A 21,319-nucleotide genomic window follows, 5' to 3' on the forward strand; every position below is an offset into this window, starting at 1 on the left:
AATATATACTGATTATAAACTAAACAAATTACTAAAATAATTTAAATCTCCATCTATTTAAGTATTCCAATAAAAAAATATTAACATCATTCACATCCACGATTCCATTTAATAAATTTTCTAAAATAAACCATGCGCTCATTATATGCAAGCTCTTTCAATTTATAATGTGCCCTATAACCTCCAACATTAAAAGGTCGTGAAACTTTAACATGGCCATCATGTATTAAATAGAAAGGATATCCCTTAAAACGCATCATCATAGCTACTTTGCCATGCATAACCCATTTAGGTGTAGGATTTTTTAAAATATCTTCATTTAAAGACATGCGTGCAGAATAATACCTGCCCAAATTATAAAATGCCTCAAACCTTTTTAAATAAAGCCAATCATTATTATCTCCCCCATCAATTGCTTTATCAAAATATACAATGGCTTTTTCATAATCTTTTAAATCAAAATATATCAATCCCAAATTAACCAAAAATCCAGAAAAACTAGGATAAACCTGAAAACCTTTATTAAAATAATTTATTGCTTTTTTATAATTTTTATTATTTTTAGCTTTAATCCCTATTGAAAAGAAATAACGGCCAAATATTAATTTATAAAATGAAAGAAAAAAATTACTAACCATACCTACCAATGCAATCACATAATAATCTGAAACAAAACAATATACAGTTACAATAACACAAAATCCATTCACCAACAAAATAATTACATCTTTATCCATCCAAACACCATAAATTAAATTACATGAGAATATTCTAAATTTAAATACTGAAGAATTAAATATAAATATAATTCTAAATGTACAAAAAACAATTTATTTATAAAAATTAAAGGTAAAGGAAGACCAACAACCACTTGCAGTCTTATTTCACTAACAGTAGTATCTTTAATTGGAGTAGATAATATTTCTTTCAAACTTTTAGACATTTCAATACTCCCCATTATTAATTATATTGTTAAACTAATATTAAATACATTATTTTTCAGTAATAACAATTTATTTACAATAAAAATTTTATATTTATATTAATTTAAAAGTTAAATAACTACAATTACAAATTTCCTACACCATATAAAACATTTTAATAATATTAAATACAAAATAAATCTCAAATTATGCTGGAAATAAAATAAAAACTTTAAAAAAATAGTTGCTGTAGAAAATTAGCTGTAAAAAAATTAGAAAAAATCAAAAAATCATGAAATTAAACAAAGAAGGTTTAAAAATAATATCAACTGTTCAATTAAAAATAAAAAATCACTAGCTAAATTAAAATTAATTCAAAAAATATTTACATCAAATATTAAATACTAAAAGATTTATAATTATAAATCATGACAAATAAAGAAAAATTACTTCAAAAAATACCAGAATTATTAAATGAAGTAAAAAGTAAAAACCCTTTAACTCACTGTATAACTAATTTTGTAACTGTAAATGATTGTGCAAATGCAGTATTGGCTATTGGTGCTTCCCCAATTATGTCTGAAGATATTGAAGAAGTAGCAGAAGTTGTTTCAATAGCTGATGCTTTAGTAATAAACATTGGAAAATTAAGTCATGAGCAAGTTGAAGCTATGAAAATCAGTTCTGCTCAAGCAAATAAAATAAACACTCCAGTTATTCTTGATCCTGTCGGAGTAGGAATAAGCCAATTAAGAAATAAAGTAACTTTAGAAATTATTGAAAATTATAAATTAGCTGCAATCCGAGGAAACATAACTGAAATAAAAACAATAGCTAAATTAACCGGAATAATTTCCGAATCAAATACTGCAAAAGGTGTAGACGTATCTGAAAGTGACATCATAACCCAAGACAATTTAAATGAAAATGCAGATGTTATTTCAAAACTTGCAGCTAAATTAGATACTGTAATATTAGCCAGCGGACCAATAGACATATTATCCGACGGTGAAACTACAATAGCTATTGACAATGGTGATGAAATGATGCCCTACATTACAGGCAGCGGATGTATGTTGTCATCAATTGTAGGAAGCTGTATTGGAGCAACCAACCCTCTTGAAGGAACAATGGTTGCAGCATTATTAATGACAATAGCCGGTGAAAAGGCAAGATCTAAAGTAGATTCTGAAAATGCAGGAACCGGAAGCTTCAGAGCATATTTAATTGACTATTTGTATAAATTAGATGGTCAAACTTTAATTAACAAAAGCAACATTGAGATATTATGAATAACTTAGACTTGTCACTTTATCTTGTAACCAACAACAGCGAAGATGAAGAAAAATTTTTAAACATTATAGAAGAGTCCCTAAAAGGTGGAGTTAGTGTAGTTCAGCTTAGAGAAAAAAAAGCTGAAACATTAGACTTCTATAATCTGGCCTTGAAAGTTAAGGAAATTACACAAAAATATAATGTGCCTCTAATAATCAACGACAGAATTGATATTGCACTAGCTATTGATGCTGACGGCGTGCATGTTGGGCAAAGCGACATGCCTGCAAAAACAGCAAGGTCAATGATTGGTGAAGATAAAATTTTAGGAGTATCTGCTGCAAATATCAAAGAAGCAAAAAAAGCTCAGAGGGAGAGTGCAGATTACATTGGTGTTGGTGCAGTTTATCCGACAAATACAAAAGACGATGCAACATCAGTACCTAAAAAAGAGTTAAAAGAAATAGTAAAATCTGTTGATATTCCAGTTGTAGCTATTGGAGGAATCACTCAGGAAAATGCACATGAATTAAATGATTGCGGAATTGATGGATTATCTGTTGTTAGTGCAATCATGGAAGCTAAAAACCCAAAAATAGCTAGTGAAAATTTATTAAAAGAATTTAAAGCGAAAAATAGTTAATTTTTACTATTTTTTGCTGAATCCCTTAATGCCTGAACGGCAGCCAGTTTTTTACCTGCAAGCATACTGATGCAAGCTCCGCCACCACTACTTAAATGACTCATTTGATCTTCATAACCTAAAGCTGAAGTAGCCGCAGCAATATGGCCTCCGCCAATCAGTGTAAATGCATTTGATTTAGCCATAGCATTAATCAAATCTTCAGTGCCCATTGCAAATTTAGGGTCTTCAAATACACCTGCAGGACCGTTTGCAAATACTGTTTTTGAATCACGAATTATTTTTGCATAATAACTGATTGTTTTTACACCAATGTCAAAAATAGATTCATTAGGAATTTCTCCACAGTCAACATCCTTTCTTTCACCATCTTTTTCAATAGCTACATCAATAGGGTATTTTACTTTATTTCCGAATTTTTCAATAAGTTCCTCAGCTTTAGAAACCATTGATTCATATCCTTTGCTTATTATGAAATTCTTGTTTACCTCACCGATATCCACACCTGCAGCCCAAAGAACAATGTTTCCTACAATACCTGTTGTTAAGATAGAATCTGCAGTACCGTTACTTAATACATTTTCCATAACATCTATTGAATCATCAGGTTTCATTCCTCCAAGCAGGAATACACAGGGATGTTCCACATTATCCAGTGCATTTTGAATTACAGTCAGTTCTTTTTCCATTACCCTGCCTGCAGCTGAAGGAGTGTTGAGAGTAAAACCTACTAAAGATGCCTGAGATCTATGAGCTGCTGCAAATGCATCATTAACAAAATAATCAATCACAGGAGACAGTTGCCTAACAAGTAATGTTTCTGCCTGAGCTTCAGCAGGTCTGGATAAAGATTCTTCAGAAAAGAACCTTACATTTTCAAGTAAAAGAATTTCATGAGGTTTTAACTGTTTAATAGCTTCTTTTGCAGCTTTTGAAAAAATAGAGTCTATGTACTTTACTCTTAAATTCAAAAGGTCAGATAATGCATTAGCATGCTGGGACAAATCTGTGAAATCTTTTTTACCCGGACGGCTTTGATGAGCAAGCAATACAACTTTAGCTCCTTTATTAGACAATTCTTTAATTGTTTTAGCATGTAATTTTAATCTTGTATCATCCAATATGATTCCAGAACTAGGATCAACCGGAGAATTAATATCAATTCTAACCAGCACAGTTTTATTTTCAACATCAAAGTCATCAATTGTATTAAATTTATCAGCCATCATTTCACTCAAAATATTAAATATAGATATTTATAAAAATACAAGTTTTTATAATTTACTAACCAAATCAAGTAAAGCTTCTTTAGGATTTTTAGCCTTAACAATACCTGAAGCTAATAAAACTCCATCTGCACCTAAATCCATTGCGGCTTTCATATCATCACCAGTTGATATTCCTGCACCGCATAAGACTTTGATTTTTTTGTTGATTGATTTAACTCCTTTAACAGAGTCTTCAACAACTTCAGGCTGTGCCTGAGATACTGGAATACCTGTACCAATAAGTTCCGGAGGTTCTACAGCTACTGCATCGGGACTGAAAGTAGCTATTGCTTTACTAGTTGCAATATTGTTTGTACAAACACAGGATTCAATATCATTTTGCTTACACAATTGTATAACTTCATCAATATCAGCCAGTTTCATTCTATTTTCAGAGTGGTTAATTAAACTACCGCTTATACCTGCTTCAATTAAAGTTTCAATTAAATTAGAACCTGTATGTCCTCCAGGAGTAATTGGATCAATGTGCTGTGCAAAAATAGGTAAAGAAATTTGATCCTGAATCCTATAAATATCTGCCGCTTGTGGAGCTGCAACCATAGTTATACCAGATTCTTCAGAAGCACTTTTTAATGCACGAGCTAACTCCAATGCATTTTCCCCGCTAGATTCCAAATAAGTTTTATAATTTAATATTACAATTGGCGTATTCATAAATAATTCCCCAAATCATTGATTTAATTAATATTTTTGATTTGAAATAATTTAAATTTAACCAAAATACTTTTGGATAATATCCAAATATACACAAAATATATATGTTTTCCAAGATAAAATGAAACACATGAACAAAGCAGCCAAACTTTGTATAGTTTTAGCTGCAATTATATGCTTATTCAGCATTACAGCTTACGAATCAAACACCCCAACTAAAGAGGAGACTTTAAATTCAAGTGATGAATATCTCCCACCTACAACCAACATCAGCGACAGCTATCTAAACAGCAGTGCTGATAAAAAAGAAAATAACCACCATACCCCAAGTCCAATACACCACACTACAACCAGCTATTCTTATGACTACGACAACTCATATGATGATGCCATAGGTGATGATTACTACTACGATGATGCATACTATGATGACAGGTACGGAGACAGCTGGGAATATTATGACGAATAGCAGCTCAAATTATTGAGACTGCTAAATAGGATGTCCACTATATGTTCTTCCATCACCCCTATCTTCCCATACATGTTTTCCATTATACATTATTCCATTATCCCCTCTTTCACCGAATCTCTCAAATAATTCGCCGTCAGACATTTCAGGATATTTGGCTTTTAATTGTTCACAGGACAAATGATCATCTTCATAATAAGAAGATGATTTTTGATTAGATGTATCTTTAAATCCATTATTTCCATCTTGAACTACATTACTAATAACACTTACATTTTGAGTTACATTAGTACTTTTATAGTTCCCATCCCCATCAAAAACACAATTAATAGAATAATTACCAACACCACTTATATTAAAACTAATTAACCCTTCATTATCAGTAATATATTTAAAATTAGATTTTAATCCTTTTTCATCAGTTAAAGTTACATTAACTGTTTTATTAGATATTCCAAGACCATTTTCATCAGTTAGCTTAACCGTACAATTATCTCCATCATATAAAGTTGCATTACTTGTAATTGTTAATGATGATTCTTCCTGCGGATTTATAAAAACAAAAGCAGAAACAATAACTGCTAAAATTAGTATAACTGCACAAACAAGAACTAAAATTTTATTATCCATAATAAATAATATGGTTAAATAATTATTAAAACATAACTTTTTTCAAACAATACTTTTTGATATACATGAATTAAAAAGTTAGTCAACAAACAAAATATTAAATTAGTATAATACCCTAAATAAATTCATAGCATTAAGGATTTTTAAAAATATGTCATTAAATAAAAAACAAGTAGAAAAATTAGAGTCAAGCGGATACAGATTTGTTGGCAGCCACAATCATGCAGCTGCTAAAATATGTCACTGGACCAAACAAAGTATCTTAGATAAGGGAGTTTGTTATAAAGAGAAATTTTATGGTATTGAAAGTCACAGATGTCTTCAAATGGCTCCTGCAGTACCTAACTGTCAGCAAAAATGTGAGTTTTGCTGGAGAGATTTGTCATATACCCAAACCCAATGGGAAGGAGAATACGATGATCCGAAAACCATAATTGATGAAGCTGTTAAAGCTCAAAATAATTTACTTTGCGGTTTTTTTGGAAATGATAAAGCAAATAAAGAAAAATTAGAAGAATCCAAAACTCCTACAAATGCAGCTATTTCACTGGCTGGAGAACCGATGTTATATCCTGAAATTGATGAATTAATAGCTGAATTTAATCGCCGTAATTTCACAACATTTGTTGTCAGCAATGGTCAGTGCGTAGACAAATTAAAAAACTTAGAAAATGAACCTTACCAGCTGTATCTTTCCTTAGATGCTCCTACAAAGAAAATATATAATGATGTTTGCCGACCTCAAATTAGTGAAGGCTGGGATAATTTAAACCAATCACTTGATACACTAGCTAGTTTTAACTCCCGTACATGCATAAGAACAACATGCGTTAAGGGAAGAAATATGACTAATCCTGAAAAGTATGCTGAACTGATTAAAAAAGCCAGCCCAGATTTTGTAGAAATAAAAGCATACATGTGTGTGGGATCATCAAGACACAGATTAACCCCTGACAATATGCCAACATTTGATGAAGTCAAAAGTTTTGCCCAAAAAATAGGAGAAAATTGCGGTAAAAAAATAGTTAACGAATCTGAAGTCAGCCGCGTTGTTTTGCTTCAATAGCTATTTTTTCTCCTAATTTAAATGCATTTTCCAAATCAATCGGAAACTGCATTTTACGTGTTTTTAATTTTTCATCTTCAGTAAAAAGATCCATTTTATACTTTGAATAATCAAACTGATAGGTGTCGTAGGAATAAAGATGAAACGGTTTTGTAAACATCTTTTCCAAAACAAATTCATTTTTATCGAATAAATCATGGTAGCCAAATTGTCTTGCAGTTTCCTCATCAAGATTCATAGTGTAAATACATCCAATAGCCATCTTTTTTGGAGCTAAGCTAGTCATATCCTCATCATAAACAAAGAATGGAAAGATAAAACGCTCTAAAAAGCACCTCATTACCCCACTTACATCACCAAAGTAAACTGGAGATCCCAGTATTACACCGTCTGCCTGAACAATTTCTTCCAAAATTGGTTTAAAGTCATCTTTATAAACACATTTTCCATAATGACGACCATTAATCTTTTTACATGCAAAACAGCTTTTGCAGCCATTAAAAGGAACATCATATAAATTAACTGATTCAATTTCAGCATCACTGCAAACTGATTTTATTCCTTCCAAAGCTTTTTCTAAAAGCTGAGCAGTATTTCCATCTTTTCTGTGACTACCATTTATGGCAAAAAATTTCATTCTTCAGCCTTAATTTTATTACAAAGCTCAACAGCTTTTTTAGCTGCTTTTTCCATTGAAATTTCATATGGAATTCCTGCTTCTTCAAGTATTCTTTGACCTTCTTCCTCATTAGTACCGGTTAACCTAATTACAATTGATACTAAGCTTTTGGATTCCTTAATAGCATCAACAACACCATGAGCAACATCATCTGCTTTAGTAATTCCTCCTAAAACATTTAAAAATACTACTTTAACTGGTTCATAATTTAGTACTATGTTAAGGGATTTTTTAATACTTTCTTCTGAAGCTCCCCCACCGATATCTAAGAAAGTAGCAGGTTCTCCACCGTGGAATTTAATCATGTCCATACCTGTCAATGTTAAACCTGCACCATTACCGATAACTGCAATATCCCCATCTAATTTAACGAAATCTACTGCTTTTTTCTTATAACGTGCAAGTTTTACCAAATCAGGATGTCTGTATAATGAGTCATTTTCCACAACGAATTTTGCATCAGCAGCTATTAATCCTTCGTCAGTCAATACCAATGGATTGATTTCAGCGGTTTCTGCATCATATTTCTCAAATAATTTATATAATTTGTATATTACATCACCCATCGGAGATATTAACTCTGATGGAACACCCATTTTACGAGCTATTTCACGGGATTCATATGGTAAAAATTCAATTAAAGGATTTGGATGATATTTAATTATCTTTTCAGGATTTGTTTTAGCTAAATTTTCAATTTCAACCCCACCTTCATTACTTACCATAATAACCGGTTTTTTATTGGCTCTGTCAATGGATATACTTAAGAAAAATTCTTTAATAATGTTTGCTTTTTTCTCAATTAAAAGCTGATGTACTCTTTCACCATTAATTGTATTACCAATCAATGAATCAGCAACTTTGTATGCTTCACCAGAGTTATCTGCAAATTTAATACCTCCGGCTTTACCTCTACCACCAACTAATACTTGAGATTTTATTGCAACAGGTACACCCATATCTGATGCAATAGATGTTGCTTCTTCAGCAGAATTGGCAACATGCCCTTCTAAAATTGGAATTCCTTCCTCGTTAAAAATTCTTTTTGCCATATATTCGAAAAATTTCATTATAACACCTAATTAGAAATTATATCCTGCTTCAAAAGCAGCTATGTTTTTATCTTCAGTTCCTGCAGGAACACTAGCTTTAATTGATTCAATAGCCGCATCTTTAGATATAACTCCTGTAATTTTTGTAATAGCTCCAACCATAACAATATTAGCTACAATTTTAAGACCAATATCATCCATTGCGGTTTTGGTTGCCGGAGCATTATAAACTTTAATATTATGTTCATCAATAAAATCCTGAACATCTTCGATAGTTGTTGTTCCAGGATCAACAATTAAAATTCCATTATCCTTTAAATCAACAATATATTTAAGTAATGCTTCATGAGACATTGCTACTAAAATATCAGGACTTTGAACTTTAGGATAATCAATTTTTTCATCACTAATAACAACTTCACATTTGGAAGCTCCCCCACGAGCTTCAGGACCATAAGACTGGGTTTGAACTGCTTCATTTTTATCAAAAAGACAAGCAGCTTTTCCTAAAATAATTCCTGCAAGAATTACTCCTTGTCCTCCAAACCCGCCGATTCTTAATTCTTTTCTCATATTATCCTCCAGTTTATAAATCTGATTCATATGCAGAATTAACAAGAGTTCTGCTACCTGATTTGTCTTCGCTTAATTTTTCAATATTTTCACTAAATTCCGGTCTTGATTTATTGGCAAATTCACCAGTGACAATTTTTCCGATTAATTCATCATCACTCATACCTTCAGCATCTTCTTTTGACAATGTATTTATTTTCATAGTTACTGCCATAGCTGTTGGGGTTTTGAGATTGTTTTTACGACCATAATAAGTTGGACATTGGGAAACAACTTCAATAAATGAAAATCCTGGATTTTTTAGAGCTGTTTTAATAGAATCTACCAGTTCATCAACCTGAACAGTTGTCCATCTTGCTGCATAAGTTGCACCAGCAGCTGCAACAAGTTCTGCTAATTTAAATGGATAATCACCATTTCCATAAGGTGCAGTTGTTCCAAAACTGCCTTTTGGAGAAGTTGGACTAATCTGACCACCAGTCATTCCATAAATATTGTTGTTAATACAAATAACAGTTAAATTAATGTTTCTTCTAGCTGCATGGATTAAATGATTACCTCCAATGGAAGCGGCATCACCGTCTCCGGTAAATACAACAATATCCAAATCAGAGTTGGACACTTTTAAACCAGTTGCAAAACTAAGTGCTCTTCCGTGAGTTGTGTGTAATGAATCACATTTAACATAACCCGGAACTCTTGAAGAACATCCAATACCTGAAACCATAGCTATATTATCAAAATCCATTTCAGCTTCTTCCATTCCTTTGAAAAAAGCATTCATAATACTACCATTTCCACAACCCGGACAAAAGATATGAGGAAGCCTGTCTTCTCTCATATAAGGAATAAATTTGTTTCCATTAGGATCTTTTTCGACTGACATTTAGTTTCCTCCAATCTCTTCAATTTTTGATAAAATTTCTTCAGGAGTTGGCAATAATCCTCCAATAACACCTAAAAGATGAGTATTAGCTGTAGCGTTAACTGCCCTATCTACTTCATAATACATTTGACCTAAATTCATTTCAACAACTAAAACATCATTTGCATTTTTAGTTAATTGTTTTATTTGTTCATCTGGGAACGGCCATGGAGTATCAATTTTAATATAACCTACTTTTTTGCCATTAGCTCTGGCTTCTTTAGTAGCAGTTATAACAGACCTAACCGGAGCACCATAAGATACTATAACAATATCTGCATCTTCACAATTTTCAGTCTGGATAGAACAAATTTTATCTTTATTTTTTAACACTTTATTGCATAAACGTTTAACAAGAGTTTGATGAGTTTCCGGAGAGTTAGTATCCGGATAACCTCTTTCATCATGAGTTAAACCTGTTACATGTATATTGAAACCTGCTCCAAAAGAAGGCATCGGATTAACACTTTCTGAATTTTTAAATGGCAGGAAGTCATCTTTATCTTCAGGCATTTCTCTGGAAATAACTTCAATATCATCTTCAACAACGATTTTTTCCCTCATGTGTCCAATAACTTCATCAGCTAAAACAAATACTGGAGTTCTGTACTGTTCAGCTAAGTTAAAAGCTTTTATAGTGAAATCAAAAAATTCCTGAACACTGGATGGAGATAAAGCTATCGGTTCATAGTCTCCGTGAGATCCCCAACGGGCCTGCATCATATCAGCCTGAGCAGCCATTGTTGGCTGACCAGTAGATGGAGAACCTCTTTGAACATTAACAATAACAATTGGAGTCTCTGAAATAAATGCATAACCTATATTTTCCTGCATTAAAGAAATACCCGGTCCTGAAGTTGCAGTCATAGATTTGGATCCTCCCCATGAACCACCAATAATAGCGCCTGCTGATGCAATTTCATCTTCCATTTGAACAAAAGCTCCCCCGACTTTTGGAAGTTCACGAGCTAAAGTTTCAGCTACTTCAGTAGATGGAGTAATAGGATAACCTGCAAAAAATCTGCAACCTGCCTTCAATGCACCTTTTGCACATGCTTCATTTCCTTGAATAAAAAATTCTTCTGACATGATAAATCCTCCTATTCACCCTCTAAATCATTTACTGTGATAGCCTGATCAGGACAAGCTATTTCACATTTACCACATTTGTCACACCTATCTCCAAAATTAACATACGGCAATTGTACGCTTTTTTTATTAGGTTCAGAAGATATTGCGTAAACATTCTGCGGACACATATATAAACAAAGGTGACACCCTTTGCATAAATTTTCGTCAATAATAATCATTCACAATCTCCTAAAAAATTATAATAAATTAAAATAGATTATGTATTATATATGTTTTAATACATTTAAAAAGTTTATTATAAATCATGATAATTTATAGGAAAATAAAAAATAAAAGTATACAGTAAAAACAGATTAATAATTAAACAAACAAGTGTTAATTAAGAAATTTTAAAGTAAAATTTGAACAAAAACAAAATTTAAAAGCATTAACTTGTTTAAAATTATAAAATTGTGAGAAATATGAAAAAAATAAAAACACCGATAAGCGATGAAGAAATAAGTGAACTTCAAATTGGAGACAAAATTTTACTCTCCGGAGTAATGTATACCGGAAGGGATGCTGCACTGCCGCAACTTGTAGAACTGATAAAAAAAGGAAAAACTCCCATCAATACAAATGGAATAGCTATAATGCATACTGCAGTTAGTGATGCCGGAATAGCTCCAACAACAAGCAATAAAGAAGAAATAGAATCCACAATTCCTTTTTTAAGTGAAAATGGTGTTAAAATCCATATCGGCAAAGGAATGTTAAATGACGAAACAAAAAAAGCTTTAAATAAAAACAATTCCATTTTCGTAATAACTCCACCTGTAGCCGCACTGCTTACAAACAATGTTTTAGAAAAAGAGTGTGTTGCTTTTGAAAATGAAGGCATTGAAGCTTTATATAAATTAAAAGTAGAAAATATCCCTGGAATAGTAGCTATTGCCCATGGAAAAAGTATTTAGAAGAAGAATTATTCTTCTGCTTCTTCTTCATCTTCTTCTTGTTTTTTCTCGAAGGAATCAACAAAGTTGACTTTTTCAAAGTCCATGTTTTCCCAGATGTCTTTAGCTATTCTGAATCTAGCAAAGGTTACATCCATGTAAGATTTTTGATCGAATTTAGCAACATCATCTAAAGTTATGTTTACAACATCCCCGTCAATATCAATTACGGTTTTGTTAATATCCATATTAGGAGCTGCGTAATGTAACTCAATCATACTTTTAATTTTGTCTTCGTCATTGTCAATGATTTCAGTAACATCAACATCAAAAATTAAATCTTTACCTGCTAATTCATGGTTGAAGTCCACTTTTACTCTTCCACCGTTAACAGTTAAGATTTTACCAGTGCTTCCTTCAGAAGTAATTTTCATACCCGGTACAGGAGTCATACCTTGTCTTTTGAATTCTTTCATTGGGATTAATTGAATTAATTGTTTGTTTCTAGGTCCGAAAGCATTTTCACTATCAATTTCGATAGTTTTGGAATCGCCTGCTTCTAATCCAACAATAGCTTCTTCAATAGCAGGTAATAAATGATTTCCACCTACAATAATTGGAATAGGTTTGTATTCTTTGTTTTCATCAAATAAACCTGCTTCTTTAGCTACATCTTCAAAAGTAGTATCAAATATTTCATCGTTTTCTTTAATTTTTCCAGTAAAATTTAATCTTACAAAATCTCCGTTATTAATAGCCATAATAAACGCTCCTAAATAAATTTTAATGTGTAAACTATGTTAACATTATAACATTTATTAATTTTATAAATAATAGTTTATTAATGTTTTCATGAATCATTAACATTACTTAACAACTGCTCTTATAAAACTTATTAATACACTTAAAATTAAAAATATAAATTATGCAAAAAAAGGGATCTGTCAATTTACCACTTCACGGAGGCCATCCGCCAAAATGGCTGTTTTCAAGAATGGTGAAACTGTCCTGTGCAATTACAGAAGTTATTCTTGATGAATACGGACCTCACGAGTTTTTAAATAGAATATCAAATCCATACTGGTTTCAGTCATTTTCCTGCGTATTAGGCTTTGACTGGCACTCCTCAGGAACAACTACAACAACTCTCGGAGCTCTAAAACAATCTATTAAACCCGAAGAACATGGATTATATCTTAGCGGAGGCAAAGGAGAAAAATCCCGTAAAACTCCAGAAGGAATACAACGAGCCGGAGAAATATTCAATTTAAAAACAAAAACTGTCGAAGAAATGGTAAAAGGAAGCAAATTATCTGCCAAAGTAGATAACTCCTGCATTCAAGACGGATACACCCTATACCAGCATAATTTTTTCATTACAGAAAAAGGAGACTGGGCTGTTGTTCAACAAGGATTAAACACCGAAAACAAATATGCCAGACGTTATCACTGGATGAGCGATACTGCAATCGATTTTTTGGAAGATCCCCATAGTGCAATTTCATGTGACGTTAAAAATCCTGAATCACTAAACATGACTGACAAGAAAAGTAAGGAAGCTCAAAATATCAGTGTTGACTTAATTAATGATAATCCTGAGCATTTGCGTAGCTATTTTAAAAGAAAAGATAATCAGATGCTATTAACAGATTTTACAATGCCCTCCCACCATCCGGTTTTAGATATGGATATTTCAGATAAGGAATTTGAAGTTCTTAAAAATGCCTGGGAAATACAGCCAGAAAACTATGAGGAATTAATTTTACTTAAAGGAATTGGTCCCAAAAAAATAAGAGCACTGGCTTTAATATCTGATTTGGTTTTTGGAGAAAGCGCAAGCTGGGAAGATCCTGTAAAATATAGCTTTACCCACGGTGGAAAAGACGGATTTCCATACCCCGTTGATAAAAAAGTTTATGACAATTCAATAAACACAATGAGAGATGCTATTGACCAAGCCAAATTAAAAAAAGATGAAAAAATTAAAGCCATCAAAAGGTTAGATGACTTTATTAGCTAATATTATCTGTTTTCATCATGAATATTAACATTTTTACCATGCGCTGTTGGAATAACTTCAAATACAGGATTTTCAAACTCCAAATCAAATTCCTTACCGTCCATAAGCAAATGCTGGAAAACAGCAAGAGAAGAAACTTCAGAGTGAGGTTGTGTAGTTACTGAAACATTCCAATCGGCACTTTTATATACTTTTCCAGGAACTTTAGCCCCACCAACAACAATCAAAATGTCAGCACTGGATTTCTGAACTTCACTAACAATTTCATGAGCCTGAGAGCCATACATTGTTAAGTGAACTACTTTTCCACCATTGTCTTTCCATTTGTTAATAACACCCATATAATTTTTAGCATATTCAATTTCAAAATTTCCTCCCCACCTATCAGCAGTGTCTCTAACATTTTCCATAAGTTTATGGTCTTCTTCACCACTTAAATAGATTTTACTAGCTCCAAAAGCTCTAGAAGTCAAACATACATGAGTGGTTATACGTGTATCTCTTCCAATTCTATGGTCCAATCTTAAAACATTTACATTCATCATATCACTTCATAAAAAGAACAAAGCCACTGACATAAATAACAATGCCATCAGCCTTCCAACTTCATTAGACATTCCCAAAACATCACCATTAGCTATAACAAAATTGCGTTTAGCAATAAATGCTATTAAAGCTCCTGCAACAATAGCTCCAGCCAAACCTATAACTCCAACAACATCACCAACCAAATAAGCAATAACTGCTACAATAACTGTAGAAAGTATATAATTCAATATATTGGTTGAATAAATAAAGTAACATCCAATACCCTGATCCGAAGGAGTTGAAAGCAAAGCTGTTGTTAAAATTGAAGATTTAGATACCATTTCACAAATGATTATTGCAGCTATACATTCATAATCCAAAACATTGTAAAGTCCTGCGATTGTTAAAATAGCTACTAAAAATAAAGTTGCAACTCCACCAGCACCTACTGATGAATCTTTCATTACACTTATTTTTCTTTGGGGGTCACCATGAACCATGACTCCATCTGCCATGTCCATTACACCATCCAAATGATTATATCCTGTTATTAACATTAAAAATGCATAAATAAGTGCTGCTGTGAAAAATGGATTTAAATGCAACACATCTGCACAAACTATTCCAAACACAGCTGCTAAAATACCTACAACTAAATGAATGAAAGGCCAGCACCAAACCAACCTTGTCATATATTCTATTGAAGTATACTGTTTAACTGGAATAATAGTTGAAAAAGACAAAAGTCCTAACAGAGATTTGATTGGTGAAAATCTTTCATGTTCATTATTTTCCATATTTTATCTACTCCTCAAAAATTTTTGACATACATCCCGCAATTAAACCGGCAAATATGTCATCTACCATAGGTCCTAAACCACCAATAATTCCAGGTTTTGCTTCATCATAGCGTTTAAAGTTAAATGTTGCTTTAGTTCCCGCAATCTGATTAGAAATAGCTAATCCCAACACTTCATCAGTGTAGAGATATGCCGGATCATCACTTACATCAACTTCCCTTATTCTTCCACCGGTAAAATCAGCTTCCGTCCTGATAGCTGCCATCAACAAAGCAATAACATTAATATCACATAATGATTTTAAGATTTGTGCCTCAAGTTTTTCTGAAATTTCTTCAGTAACTTCCACACCTGCAACAAGTGCCAATCCTGCTTCCACCAAATCCCCTAACAAAATACCTTCAGATACAAAGTAATCCAATATTCCAAAAGACAATTCAAGCTTTTCTATTGCGTCTTCACAGCTGATTATAACTGCTTCCTCAATTGAAGTAGCCAACTCTTCAAAAATCAGCTGGTCATCTTCATATTGATTATTTATAATATCCACACTGTTTTCATCAATTAAGCTAGTTTGAGCCACATTACAAAGCACTGCCAGAAAATCATTTTTATTTAAAATATTTTCTATATGTAACGGTAGGCAAAGACCACGTAAAAACTCTGCTTTAGCTTTAACAACAGTTTTATAAATTTTTAACAACATTCCAGGAGATAAAGTTTTATTAATATATAAAACATGATTTATATCAATTCTGGCATCTGCGAAACCTTTAGGAGAATTGGCTACTTTAAGATTTTCAGTGAAATCTTCAATAACCACATCATTAGCCATAAAAGTAAATAATGTTAAATCCCCATAAGTATTTGAAAAATAATCAATTGAATTAACTGCCTGTGCAATATATGATCCTTCAGAATGGTTGAAAGCTTCTGCTTTTTTAGCAGTTTTCTCAAAATCATCTTTACTTTTTAAAATATTGACATTTTCAACAATGTCAATACCATCACTAACAGTAAAGTCGCTAAATGCTAGAAAATAATCAGAATTATTAATACATATCCCATAATCTTTAGTGATAATATTCAAATTAGTATTTTCCATGATTTAACCTGTTATTATTTATATGTAGTATATGGTATATAGTAATTCTTAATATAAATTTTTTAATAATGAAAATAAATAAGAAATATAGGGGAAAAATCATGACACTTATTATCGACCCACAAACCGGAGGAATAGCTGGAAATATGATTATAGGTGCTTTAGTTGATTTGGGAGCCAATCCTAAAGAACTTAAAGAAATTATGGAATCAGTTACCTCCCAATTTGGAAAAGTGAAAGTGAGCTTTAATAAAGTAAACAAATGCGGAATTGATTCAACTTACTGTAATGTAGAATTACTAAGTGAAAATAAACACATCCACTATAAAGATTTAATATCCAAAATTGACAATTTGGAACTGGATGAAAAAGTAAAGGAAACTTCTAAAAATATTTTTAAAAGAATAGCTATTGCAGAATCAAAAGTTCATGGTGAAAGCTTAGATGAAATTCATTTTCATGAAGTTGGATCAAGTGATGCAGTAGCAGATGTTATCGGATCAGTTTATGGATTCTACAGTTTAAATTTAGACAAAGAAGAAGTAATCGGACTGCCTGTAGCTTTAGGCGGTGGCCGAATTAAAACAACACACGGAATATTGCCTGTTCCAGCACCTGCAGTGCTGGAAATTCTAAAAGATATAAACTGTATCGGAGGACCTGTTGAGAGTGAACTGGCTACACCTACAGGCTGTGCAATTTATGCTGAACTATGCAGTGAATTTAAAAAATTTATTCCACAATGTAAAACCTCAAAAATAGCTTATGGTGCAGGAAAAAAAGATTTTGATTTCCCTAATGTATTAAGAATAATTAAAACTAAAGAAATAACTGAAAGCGATAGGATAGATGTTATTGAAACAAATATTGACCATTTAACCGGTGAAGAAATAGGTTATTTATTTGACAAATTACTTGACGAAGGAGCCTCTGACGTGTCAGTTACTCCAATTATAATGAAGAAAAACAGACAGGGAAGCCTTTTAAAAGTAATAGCTAACCGCAGCAAAAGAAATCATTTAATTGATGTGATGTTTAAAGAAATAGGTACATTAGGTATTAGAATATCTCCAAATTTACATAGAGGAATAGCTAAAAGAGAATTCATTAAAAAATCCGTTGAAATTAACGGAAACATCTTTGATGTAACCTTTAAGGTTGCATATGTAAACGGAGAAATTATTTCCGGCAGACCGGAGTATGAAGATTTGTTAAAAATAGCCAATAAAACAGATATACCTTTAATAGAAGTAAAAAAAATAGTAGGGAATTATGATGACTAAAAAAGCAATAACAGTTTTATCTGGAGGACTGGACTCCTGTGTAGCAACATGTGTTTATGCCGAAGACTATGAAATTCATGGAATAACTTTCAATTACGGTCAGAAAAGTTTTAAACAGGAATTGAAAGCATCCGAAGAAATCTGTAAAAAAATGGGTTTTACCCACGAAGTTATTGACTTGCCTTGGCTTAATAAAATAAGCAATTCATCACTTACAAGTGATAATGAAATTCCAACTTTAACCCATGAAGAATTGGATGATTTAGACATATGTGAAGACACAGCAAGCAGCGTTTGGGTTCCGGGAAGAAATATTGTATTTACATCCATAGCCACATCATATGCTGAAAGTATAGGTGCTGAAATAATAATTGTTGGATGGGACAAAGAAGAAGCTGCAACATTTCCAGACAACTCCAAAGAATTTTTAGAAAGTTTCAACAATATGCTAAATGTGGGATCACCGCAAAATATTGAAATTAAAGCACCTGCCATTGACTTGAACAAAGATGAAATTGTAAAACTAGGAGATGAAATTAAAGCTCCTATGGAATTAAGTTATTCCTGCTATACAGGACATGAAAAACATTGCGGTGTTTGTGAAAGCTGCATGAGAAGAAAAAGAGCTTTTAAGTTAGCCGACGTTAAAGATCCAAGTGAGTACAATGAATAGAATAGCACCATTAATTCAAAAAATGATTGCATATAATCATGGAGATGCAAAAAGAATAAGCCATGCACTTAAAGTCCACAATTATGCAAAAACAATAGCTATTTTGGAAAAAGTTAATGAATATGATTTATTTAATTTGGAAAGTGCTGCTATTTTACATGATATTGGAATTAAAGTTTGTGAGAAAAAATATAATTCAACTGAAGGAAAATTACAGGAAAAAGAAGGGCATGCAGTTGCAAGAGAAATATTGGAAAACCTGGATTATAAAAACATCAATAGGATACTGTTTTTAATAGGACACCACCACACATACATTAATGTTTCAGGGCTAGATTACCAAATACTAATTGAAGCTGACTTATTAGTTAATTTTGAAGAAGAAAACACTTCCAAGGAAGATATAAAAAAGGTTTATGAAAATATTTTTAAAACAAAAACAGGAAAAGAATTTTGCAGAGAGATATTTGATATTTCTCCCTAAATTGTATGGATGTCGAAAGTAAATCCGTCTGGCTTTTGAGGAAGTTTTGTAGTGGTATTCACACTAAAATCTTTAAAACTGTCACCAGTTACTACTGTATCATTAGTTCCAATTAATTTACCGTCCTTATAGAATGCCAATGTAACTTTTAAAACATCATAGCTTCCGCCATCATTGGAAGCAAAATTCTGAAACACACTGCATTCCTGTGTTGTATCATTCCAATCTATTTGAGAATCTCCAACAAGGTTAAAATTACCATTAATTATTATTTTATCATTATCATAATTTATAATTGCAAATACTGCAACAATTAAAATTACGGCAGCTATTGCAATTCCCACAATTAACCTCTTATCCAAAACACATCATCAAATAAGATTATTTCTCATTAAGTATATAAATATTCTTATTTAGTGAACTTATAAAAGAAAAAAAATTAAATGGTTATCCTATTCAATAACCATTAGAATATCACCGGAATTAACTGCATCTCCAGCTTCTACAAAGATTTCTTTTACAACACCGTCTTCTTCAGCCTGAATATCATTTTCCATTTTCATAGCTTCAATGACCGCCACAGTTGATCCTTTAGTTACTTTATCCCCAACATTTACGGTAAGTTTAATAACCATACCCTGCATAGTTGAAATTAATCCACCTTCAACAGGAGTGAATGGTCCTTTTTCAGTTTCTTCAACTTCCATAAATCCGGTAGGCATGATTTTAACTTCATATACGTCTCCGTCAACTTCAACATTATATTGAGTTGGAATTCCAATTTCATTATCGCTTGGAAGAGCAACACTTTTAAGTTCTTCTTCAACTGCTTCTCCTTTAAGGAATTTTGGAGCGATTGATGGATATAAGGCATAAGTAAGTGCATCTTCATCAGATTTGACAAAACCTTTTTGTTCCCCTTCTGTTTTATATTTGTCAAATTCATCTTCAAGTAAATCTGCAGGCCTGCAGGTAATAACTTCTTCATCACCAATAATTTTATTAGCTATTTTAGCATTAACTGGTGCAGGAGGTTTACCATAGAAACCTTTCATATATTCTTTTACTTCATTGGAAACTGTTTTGTACCTTTCTCCACCTAATACATTCATTACAGCCTGGATACCTACAATTTGACTAGTTGGAGTTACAAGAGGTGGGTAACCCATGTCTTTTCTTACACGAGGCATTTCATCAAGTACATCATTATATCTATCTAAAGCATTTTGTTCTTTAAGCTGTGAAATTAAGTTTGAAAGCATTCCTCCAGGGATTTGATACATTAAAACATCAGTATCAATACTTTCAGCAATAGGATCAATTAAAGCCAAATATTTTTCTTTAATTTGATCAAAGTATTTCTTAATAGCGGTTAATGATTTTAAATCCAATTCAGTATCATAAGGAGTTCCCTGTAATGCAGCAACCATACTTTCAGTAGGCGGCTGGCTTGTTCCTCCGGAAAGTGGGGAAATAGCTGTGTCTAAAACATCTACACCTGCCTGACAAGCTGCATAATAACTGATTTGAGTCATTCCACTAGTACAGTGACAATGCAAATCAACCAATAAATCAGTTTCTTCTTTTAATCTGCTTACTAATTCATAAGCTGCTGAAGGAGTTATTAAACCAGCCATATCTTTAATAGATACTGAATCACAGTCAAGAGCTTCAAGTTCTTTAGCTAAATCCACAAAATCATCTAAAGTATGAACAGGACTTAAAGTATAACTTATAGTCCCTTGTACATGAGCTCCTTGATCTTTAGCAACTTTAATTGTTTGTTTCATGTTACGAACATCATTTAAAGCATCAAAAACTCTAAATATGTCAACACCATTTTCATAGGATTTTTCTACAAATTTTGTAACAATGTCATCAGGATAATGTTTATATCCTACTAAATTTTGTCCCCTAATTAACATCTGAATTGGAGTTTTAGTAAATTCAGATTTTAAGCTTCTTAACCTTTCCCATGGGTCTTCGTTTAAATATCTTATACATGTATCAAAAGTAGCTCCACCCCATGCTTCAACAGAGAAAAAACCTATTTTATCCATTTCTTCAGCAATAGGAATCATATCCCTGGTTCTCATCCTAGTTGCAAGTAAGGATTGGTGAGCATCACGAAGTGCAGTTTCGGTAAATCTTACTTTAGTCATAGATTAACACCTCTCATTAATTGTTTTTTATAAATCGATAAGTAGAATAAATTATACCAAAT

Annotated in this window: 26 protein-coding genes; 9 read left to right on the forward strand and 17 right to left on the reverse strand. The window is 32.2% G+C overall.

Annotation, left to right across the window (positions count from 1 at the left end):
- Nucleotides 1-86 precede the first annotated feature (86 nt).
- Nucleotides 87-737: a tetratricopeptide repeat protein gene (locus MSM_RS04605; protein WP_011954167.1), complete on the reverse strand. Its 651-nt coding sequence runs from the start codon at nt 735-737 to the stop codon at nt 87-89.
- Nucleotides 738-751: 14 nt separating this feature from the next.
- On the reverse strand, nt 752-943 hold the full coding sequence (locus MSM_RS04610; RefSeq protein WP_011954168.1) for a hypothetical protein: 192 nt from the start codon (nt 941-943) through the stop codon (nt 752-754).
- Between the two features lie 408 nt (nt 944-1,351).
- Between MSM_RS04610 and thiM the strand changes: the two genes are divergently transcribed.
- Both thiM and thiE read left to right on the forward strand, forming a co-directional pair.
- The gene (gene thiM / locus MSM_RS04615; protein WP_011954169.1) at nt 1,352-2,215 is read left to right on the forward strand and encodes a hydroxyethylthiazole kinase; all 864 of its coding nucleotides are present in this window, start codon (nt 1,352-1,354) and stop codon (nt 2,213-2,215) included.
- Nucleotides 2,212-2,841: a thiamine phosphate synthase gene (gene thiE, locus MSM_RS04620; protein WP_011954170.1), complete on the forward strand. Its 630-nt coding sequence runs from the start codon at nt 2,212-2,214 to the stop codon at nt 2,839-2,841. The genes thiM and thiE overlap by 4 nt, the downstream gene beginning before the upstream one ends.
- On the opposite strand, the gene MSM_RS04625 is transcribed toward thiE, so the two are convergent.
- Entirely contained in the window at nt 2,838-4,070 is a 1,233-nt protein-coding gene (locus MSM_RS04625; protein WP_011954171.1) for a phosphoglycerate kinase, read from the reverse strand. The two genes, thiE and MSM_RS04625, sit on opposite strands and share 4 nt — an antisense overlap.
- Nucleotides 4,071-4,115: 45 nt before the next feature.
- A complete protein-coding gene (gene tpiA, locus MSM_RS04630) occupies nt 4,116-4,784 on the reverse strand; it encodes a triose-phosphate isomerase (RefSeq protein WP_011954172.1) in 669 nt (222 codons plus the stop codon).
- A gap of 130 nt (nt 4,785-4,914) precedes the next feature.
- Here tpiA and MSM_RS04635 point away from each other — a divergent pair, with 130 nt between their 5' ends.
- Entirely contained in the window at nt 4,915-5,253 is a 339-nt protein-coding gene (locus MSM_RS04635; RefSeq protein WP_048058616.1) for a hypothetical protein, read from the forward strand.
- Nucleotides 5,254-5,274: 21 nt separating this feature from the next.
- Here MSM_RS04635 and MSM_RS04640 read toward each other — a convergent pair whose 3' ends face one another.
- Entirely contained in the window at nt 5,275-5,883 is a 609-nt protein-coding gene (locus MSM_RS04640; protein ID WP_011954174.1) for an Ig-like domain repeat protein, read from the reverse strand.
- 151 nt (nt 5,884-6,034) lie between these two features.
- Here MSM_RS04640 and twy1 point away from each other — a divergent pair, with 151 nt between their 5' ends.
- Nucleotides 6,035-6,949 carry a 4-demethylwyosine synthase TYW1 gene (gene twy1, locus MSM_RS04645; RefSeq protein ID WP_011954175.1) on the forward strand — a complete coding sequence of 305 codons (915 nt, stop codon included), beginning with the start codon at nt 6,035-6,037 and terminating at the stop codon, nt 6,947-6,949.
- Here twy1 and MSM_RS04650 read toward each other — a convergent pair.
- Genes MSM_RS04650 through MSM_RS04675 form a run of 6 tightly spaced genes read right to left on the reverse strand, consistent with a single transcriptional unit; the run spans nt 6,924 to nt 11,488 of the window.
- Complete coding sequence (locus MSM_RS04650) at nt 6,924-7,586, reverse strand: flavodoxin family protein (RefSeq protein WP_011954176.1); 663 nt, start codon at nt 7,584-7,586, stop codon at nt 6,924-6,926. The two genes, twy1 and MSM_RS04650, sit on opposite strands and share 26 nt — an antisense overlap.
- Entirely contained in the window at nt 7,583-8,698 is a 1,116-nt protein-coding gene (gene sucC / locus MSM_RS04655) for an ADP-forming succinate--CoA ligase subunit beta (protein WP_011954177.1), read from the reverse strand. Before sucC ends, MSM_RS04650 begins: the two co-directional genes overlap by 4 nt.
- 12 nt (nt 8,699-8,710) lie before the next feature.
- Nucleotides 8,711-9,253: a 2-oxoacid:ferredoxin oxidoreductase subunit gamma gene (locus tag MSM_RS04660; RefSeq protein ID WP_011954178.1), complete on the reverse strand. Its 543-nt coding sequence runs from the start codon at nt 9,251-9,253 to the stop codon at nt 8,711-8,713.
- A gap of 13 nt (nt 9,254-9,266) precedes the next feature.
- Nucleotides 9,267-10,139, reverse strand: coding sequence for a 2-oxoacid:ferredoxin oxidoreductase subunit beta (locus MSM_RS04665; RefSeq protein WP_011954179.1), 873 nt, complete (start codon nt 10,137-10,139; stop codon nt 9,267-9,269).
- Complete coding sequence (locus tag MSM_RS04670) at nt 10,140-11,267, reverse strand: 2-oxoacid:acceptor oxidoreductase subunit alpha (RefSeq protein WP_004033007.1); 1,128 nt, start codon at nt 11,265-11,267, stop codon at nt 10,140-10,142. It lies immediately after the preceding gene.
- Nucleotides 11,268-11,278: 11 nt separating this feature from the next.
- Entirely contained in the window at nt 11,279-11,488 is a 210-nt protein-coding gene (locus tag MSM_RS04675; RefSeq protein ID WP_011954180.1) for a 4Fe-4S binding protein, read from the reverse strand.
- Between the two features lie 243 nt (nt 11,489-11,731).
- On the opposite strand from MSM_RS04675, the gene MSM_RS04680 reads away from it, so the two are divergent.
- Complete coding sequence (locus MSM_RS04680; RefSeq protein WP_011954181.1) at nt 11,732-12,223, forward strand: fumarate hydratase C-terminal domain-containing protein; 492 nt, start codon at nt 11,732-11,734, stop codon at nt 12,221-12,223.
- Nucleotides 12,224-12,231: 8 nt separating this feature from the next.
- Here MSM_RS04680 and MSM_RS04685 read toward each other — a convergent pair whose 3' ends face one another.
- Nucleotides 12,232-12,963 (reverse strand): peptidylprolyl isomerase, encoded by a 732-nt coding sequence (locus MSM_RS04685; RefSeq protein ID WP_004033004.1) that lies wholly within the window; start codon nt 12,961-12,963, stop codon nt 12,232-12,234.
- Nucleotides 12,964-13,127: 164 nt separating this feature from the next.
- Between MSM_RS04685 and MSM_RS04690 the strand changes: the two genes are divergently transcribed.
- The gene (locus MSM_RS04690; RefSeq protein WP_011954182.1) at nt 13,128-14,222 is read left to right on the forward strand and encodes a DUF763 domain-containing protein; all 1,095 of its coding nucleotides are present in this window, start codon (nt 13,128-13,130) and stop codon (nt 14,220-14,222) included.
- A 2-nt stretch (nt 14,223-14,224) separates the two neighbouring features.
- Here the strand turns inward: MSM_RS04690 and MSM_RS04695 are convergent, their stop codons facing one another.
- The 3 genes from MSM_RS04695 to MSM_RS04705 are packed head-to-tail and all read right to left on the reverse strand — an operon-like array spanning nt 14,225 to nt 16,655.
- On the reverse strand, nt 14,225-14,767 hold the full coding sequence (locus MSM_RS04695; RefSeq protein ID WP_011954183.1) for an RNA methyltransferase: 543 nt from the start codon (nt 14,765-14,767) through the stop codon (nt 14,225-14,227).
- Between the two features lie 6 nt (nt 14,768-14,773).
- Complete coding sequence (cobS, locus tag MSM_RS04700; protein WP_011954184.1) at nt 14,774-15,547, reverse strand: adenosylcobinamide-GDP ribazoletransferase; 774 nt, start codon at nt 15,545-15,547, stop codon at nt 14,774-14,776.
- A gap of 7 nt (nt 15,548-15,554) precedes the next feature.
- Nucleotides 15,555-16,655 carry a phosphatidylglycerophosphatase A gene (locus MSM_RS04705; RefSeq protein ID WP_011954185.1) on the reverse strand — a complete coding sequence of 367 codons (1,101 nt, stop codon included), beginning with the start codon at nt 16,653-16,655 and terminating at the stop codon, nt 15,555-15,557.
- A 101-nt stretch (nt 16,656-16,756) separates the two neighbouring features.
- Between MSM_RS04705 and larC the strand changes: the two genes are divergently transcribed.
- Genes larC through MSM_RS04720 form a run of 3 tightly spaced genes read left to right on the forward strand, consistent with a single transcriptional unit; the run spans nt 16,757 to nt 19,095 of the window.
- Complete coding sequence (gene larC, locus MSM_RS04710) at nt 16,757-17,938, forward strand: nickel pincer cofactor biosynthesis protein LarC (RefSeq protein WP_048058617.1); 1,182 nt, start codon at nt 16,757-16,759, stop codon at nt 17,936-17,938.
- Entirely contained in the window at nt 17,928-18,611 is a 684-nt protein-coding gene (gene queC / locus MSM_RS04715) for a 7-cyano-7-deazaguanine synthase QueC (RefSeq protein WP_011954187.1), read from the forward strand. The genes larC and queC overlap by 11 nt, the downstream gene beginning before the upstream one ends.
- Nucleotides 18,604-19,095, forward strand: coding sequence for an HD domain-containing protein (locus tag MSM_RS04720; protein ID WP_011954188.1), 492 nt, complete (start codon nt 18,604-18,606; stop codon nt 19,093-19,095). Before queC ends, MSM_RS04720 begins: the two co-directional genes overlap by 8 nt.
- Here the strand turns inward: MSM_RS04720 and MSM_RS04725 are convergent.
- Nucleotides 19,092-19,457, reverse strand: a complete 366-nt coding sequence (locus tag MSM_RS04725; protein ID WP_048058618.1) for a hypothetical protein — start codon at nt 19,455-19,457, stop codon at nt 19,092-19,094. The genes MSM_RS04720 and MSM_RS04725 overlap by 4 nt on opposite strands.
- A gap of 90 nt (nt 19,458-19,547) precedes the next feature.
- Nucleotides 19,548-21,257 (reverse strand): sodium-extruding oxaloacetate decarboxylase subunit alpha, encoded by a 1,710-nt coding sequence (oadA, locus tag MSM_RS04730; protein ID WP_011954190.1) that lies wholly within the window; start codon nt 21,255-21,257, stop codon nt 19,548-19,550.
- Between the last annotated feature and the right edge of the window lie 62 nt (nt 21,258-21,319).

It is taken from the genome of Methanobrevibacter smithii ATCC 35061 (assembly GCF_000016525.1).
Taxonomy (GTDB): Archaea; Methanobacteriota; Methanobacteria; order Methanobacteriales; family Methanobacteriaceae; genus Methanocatella; species Methanocatella smithii.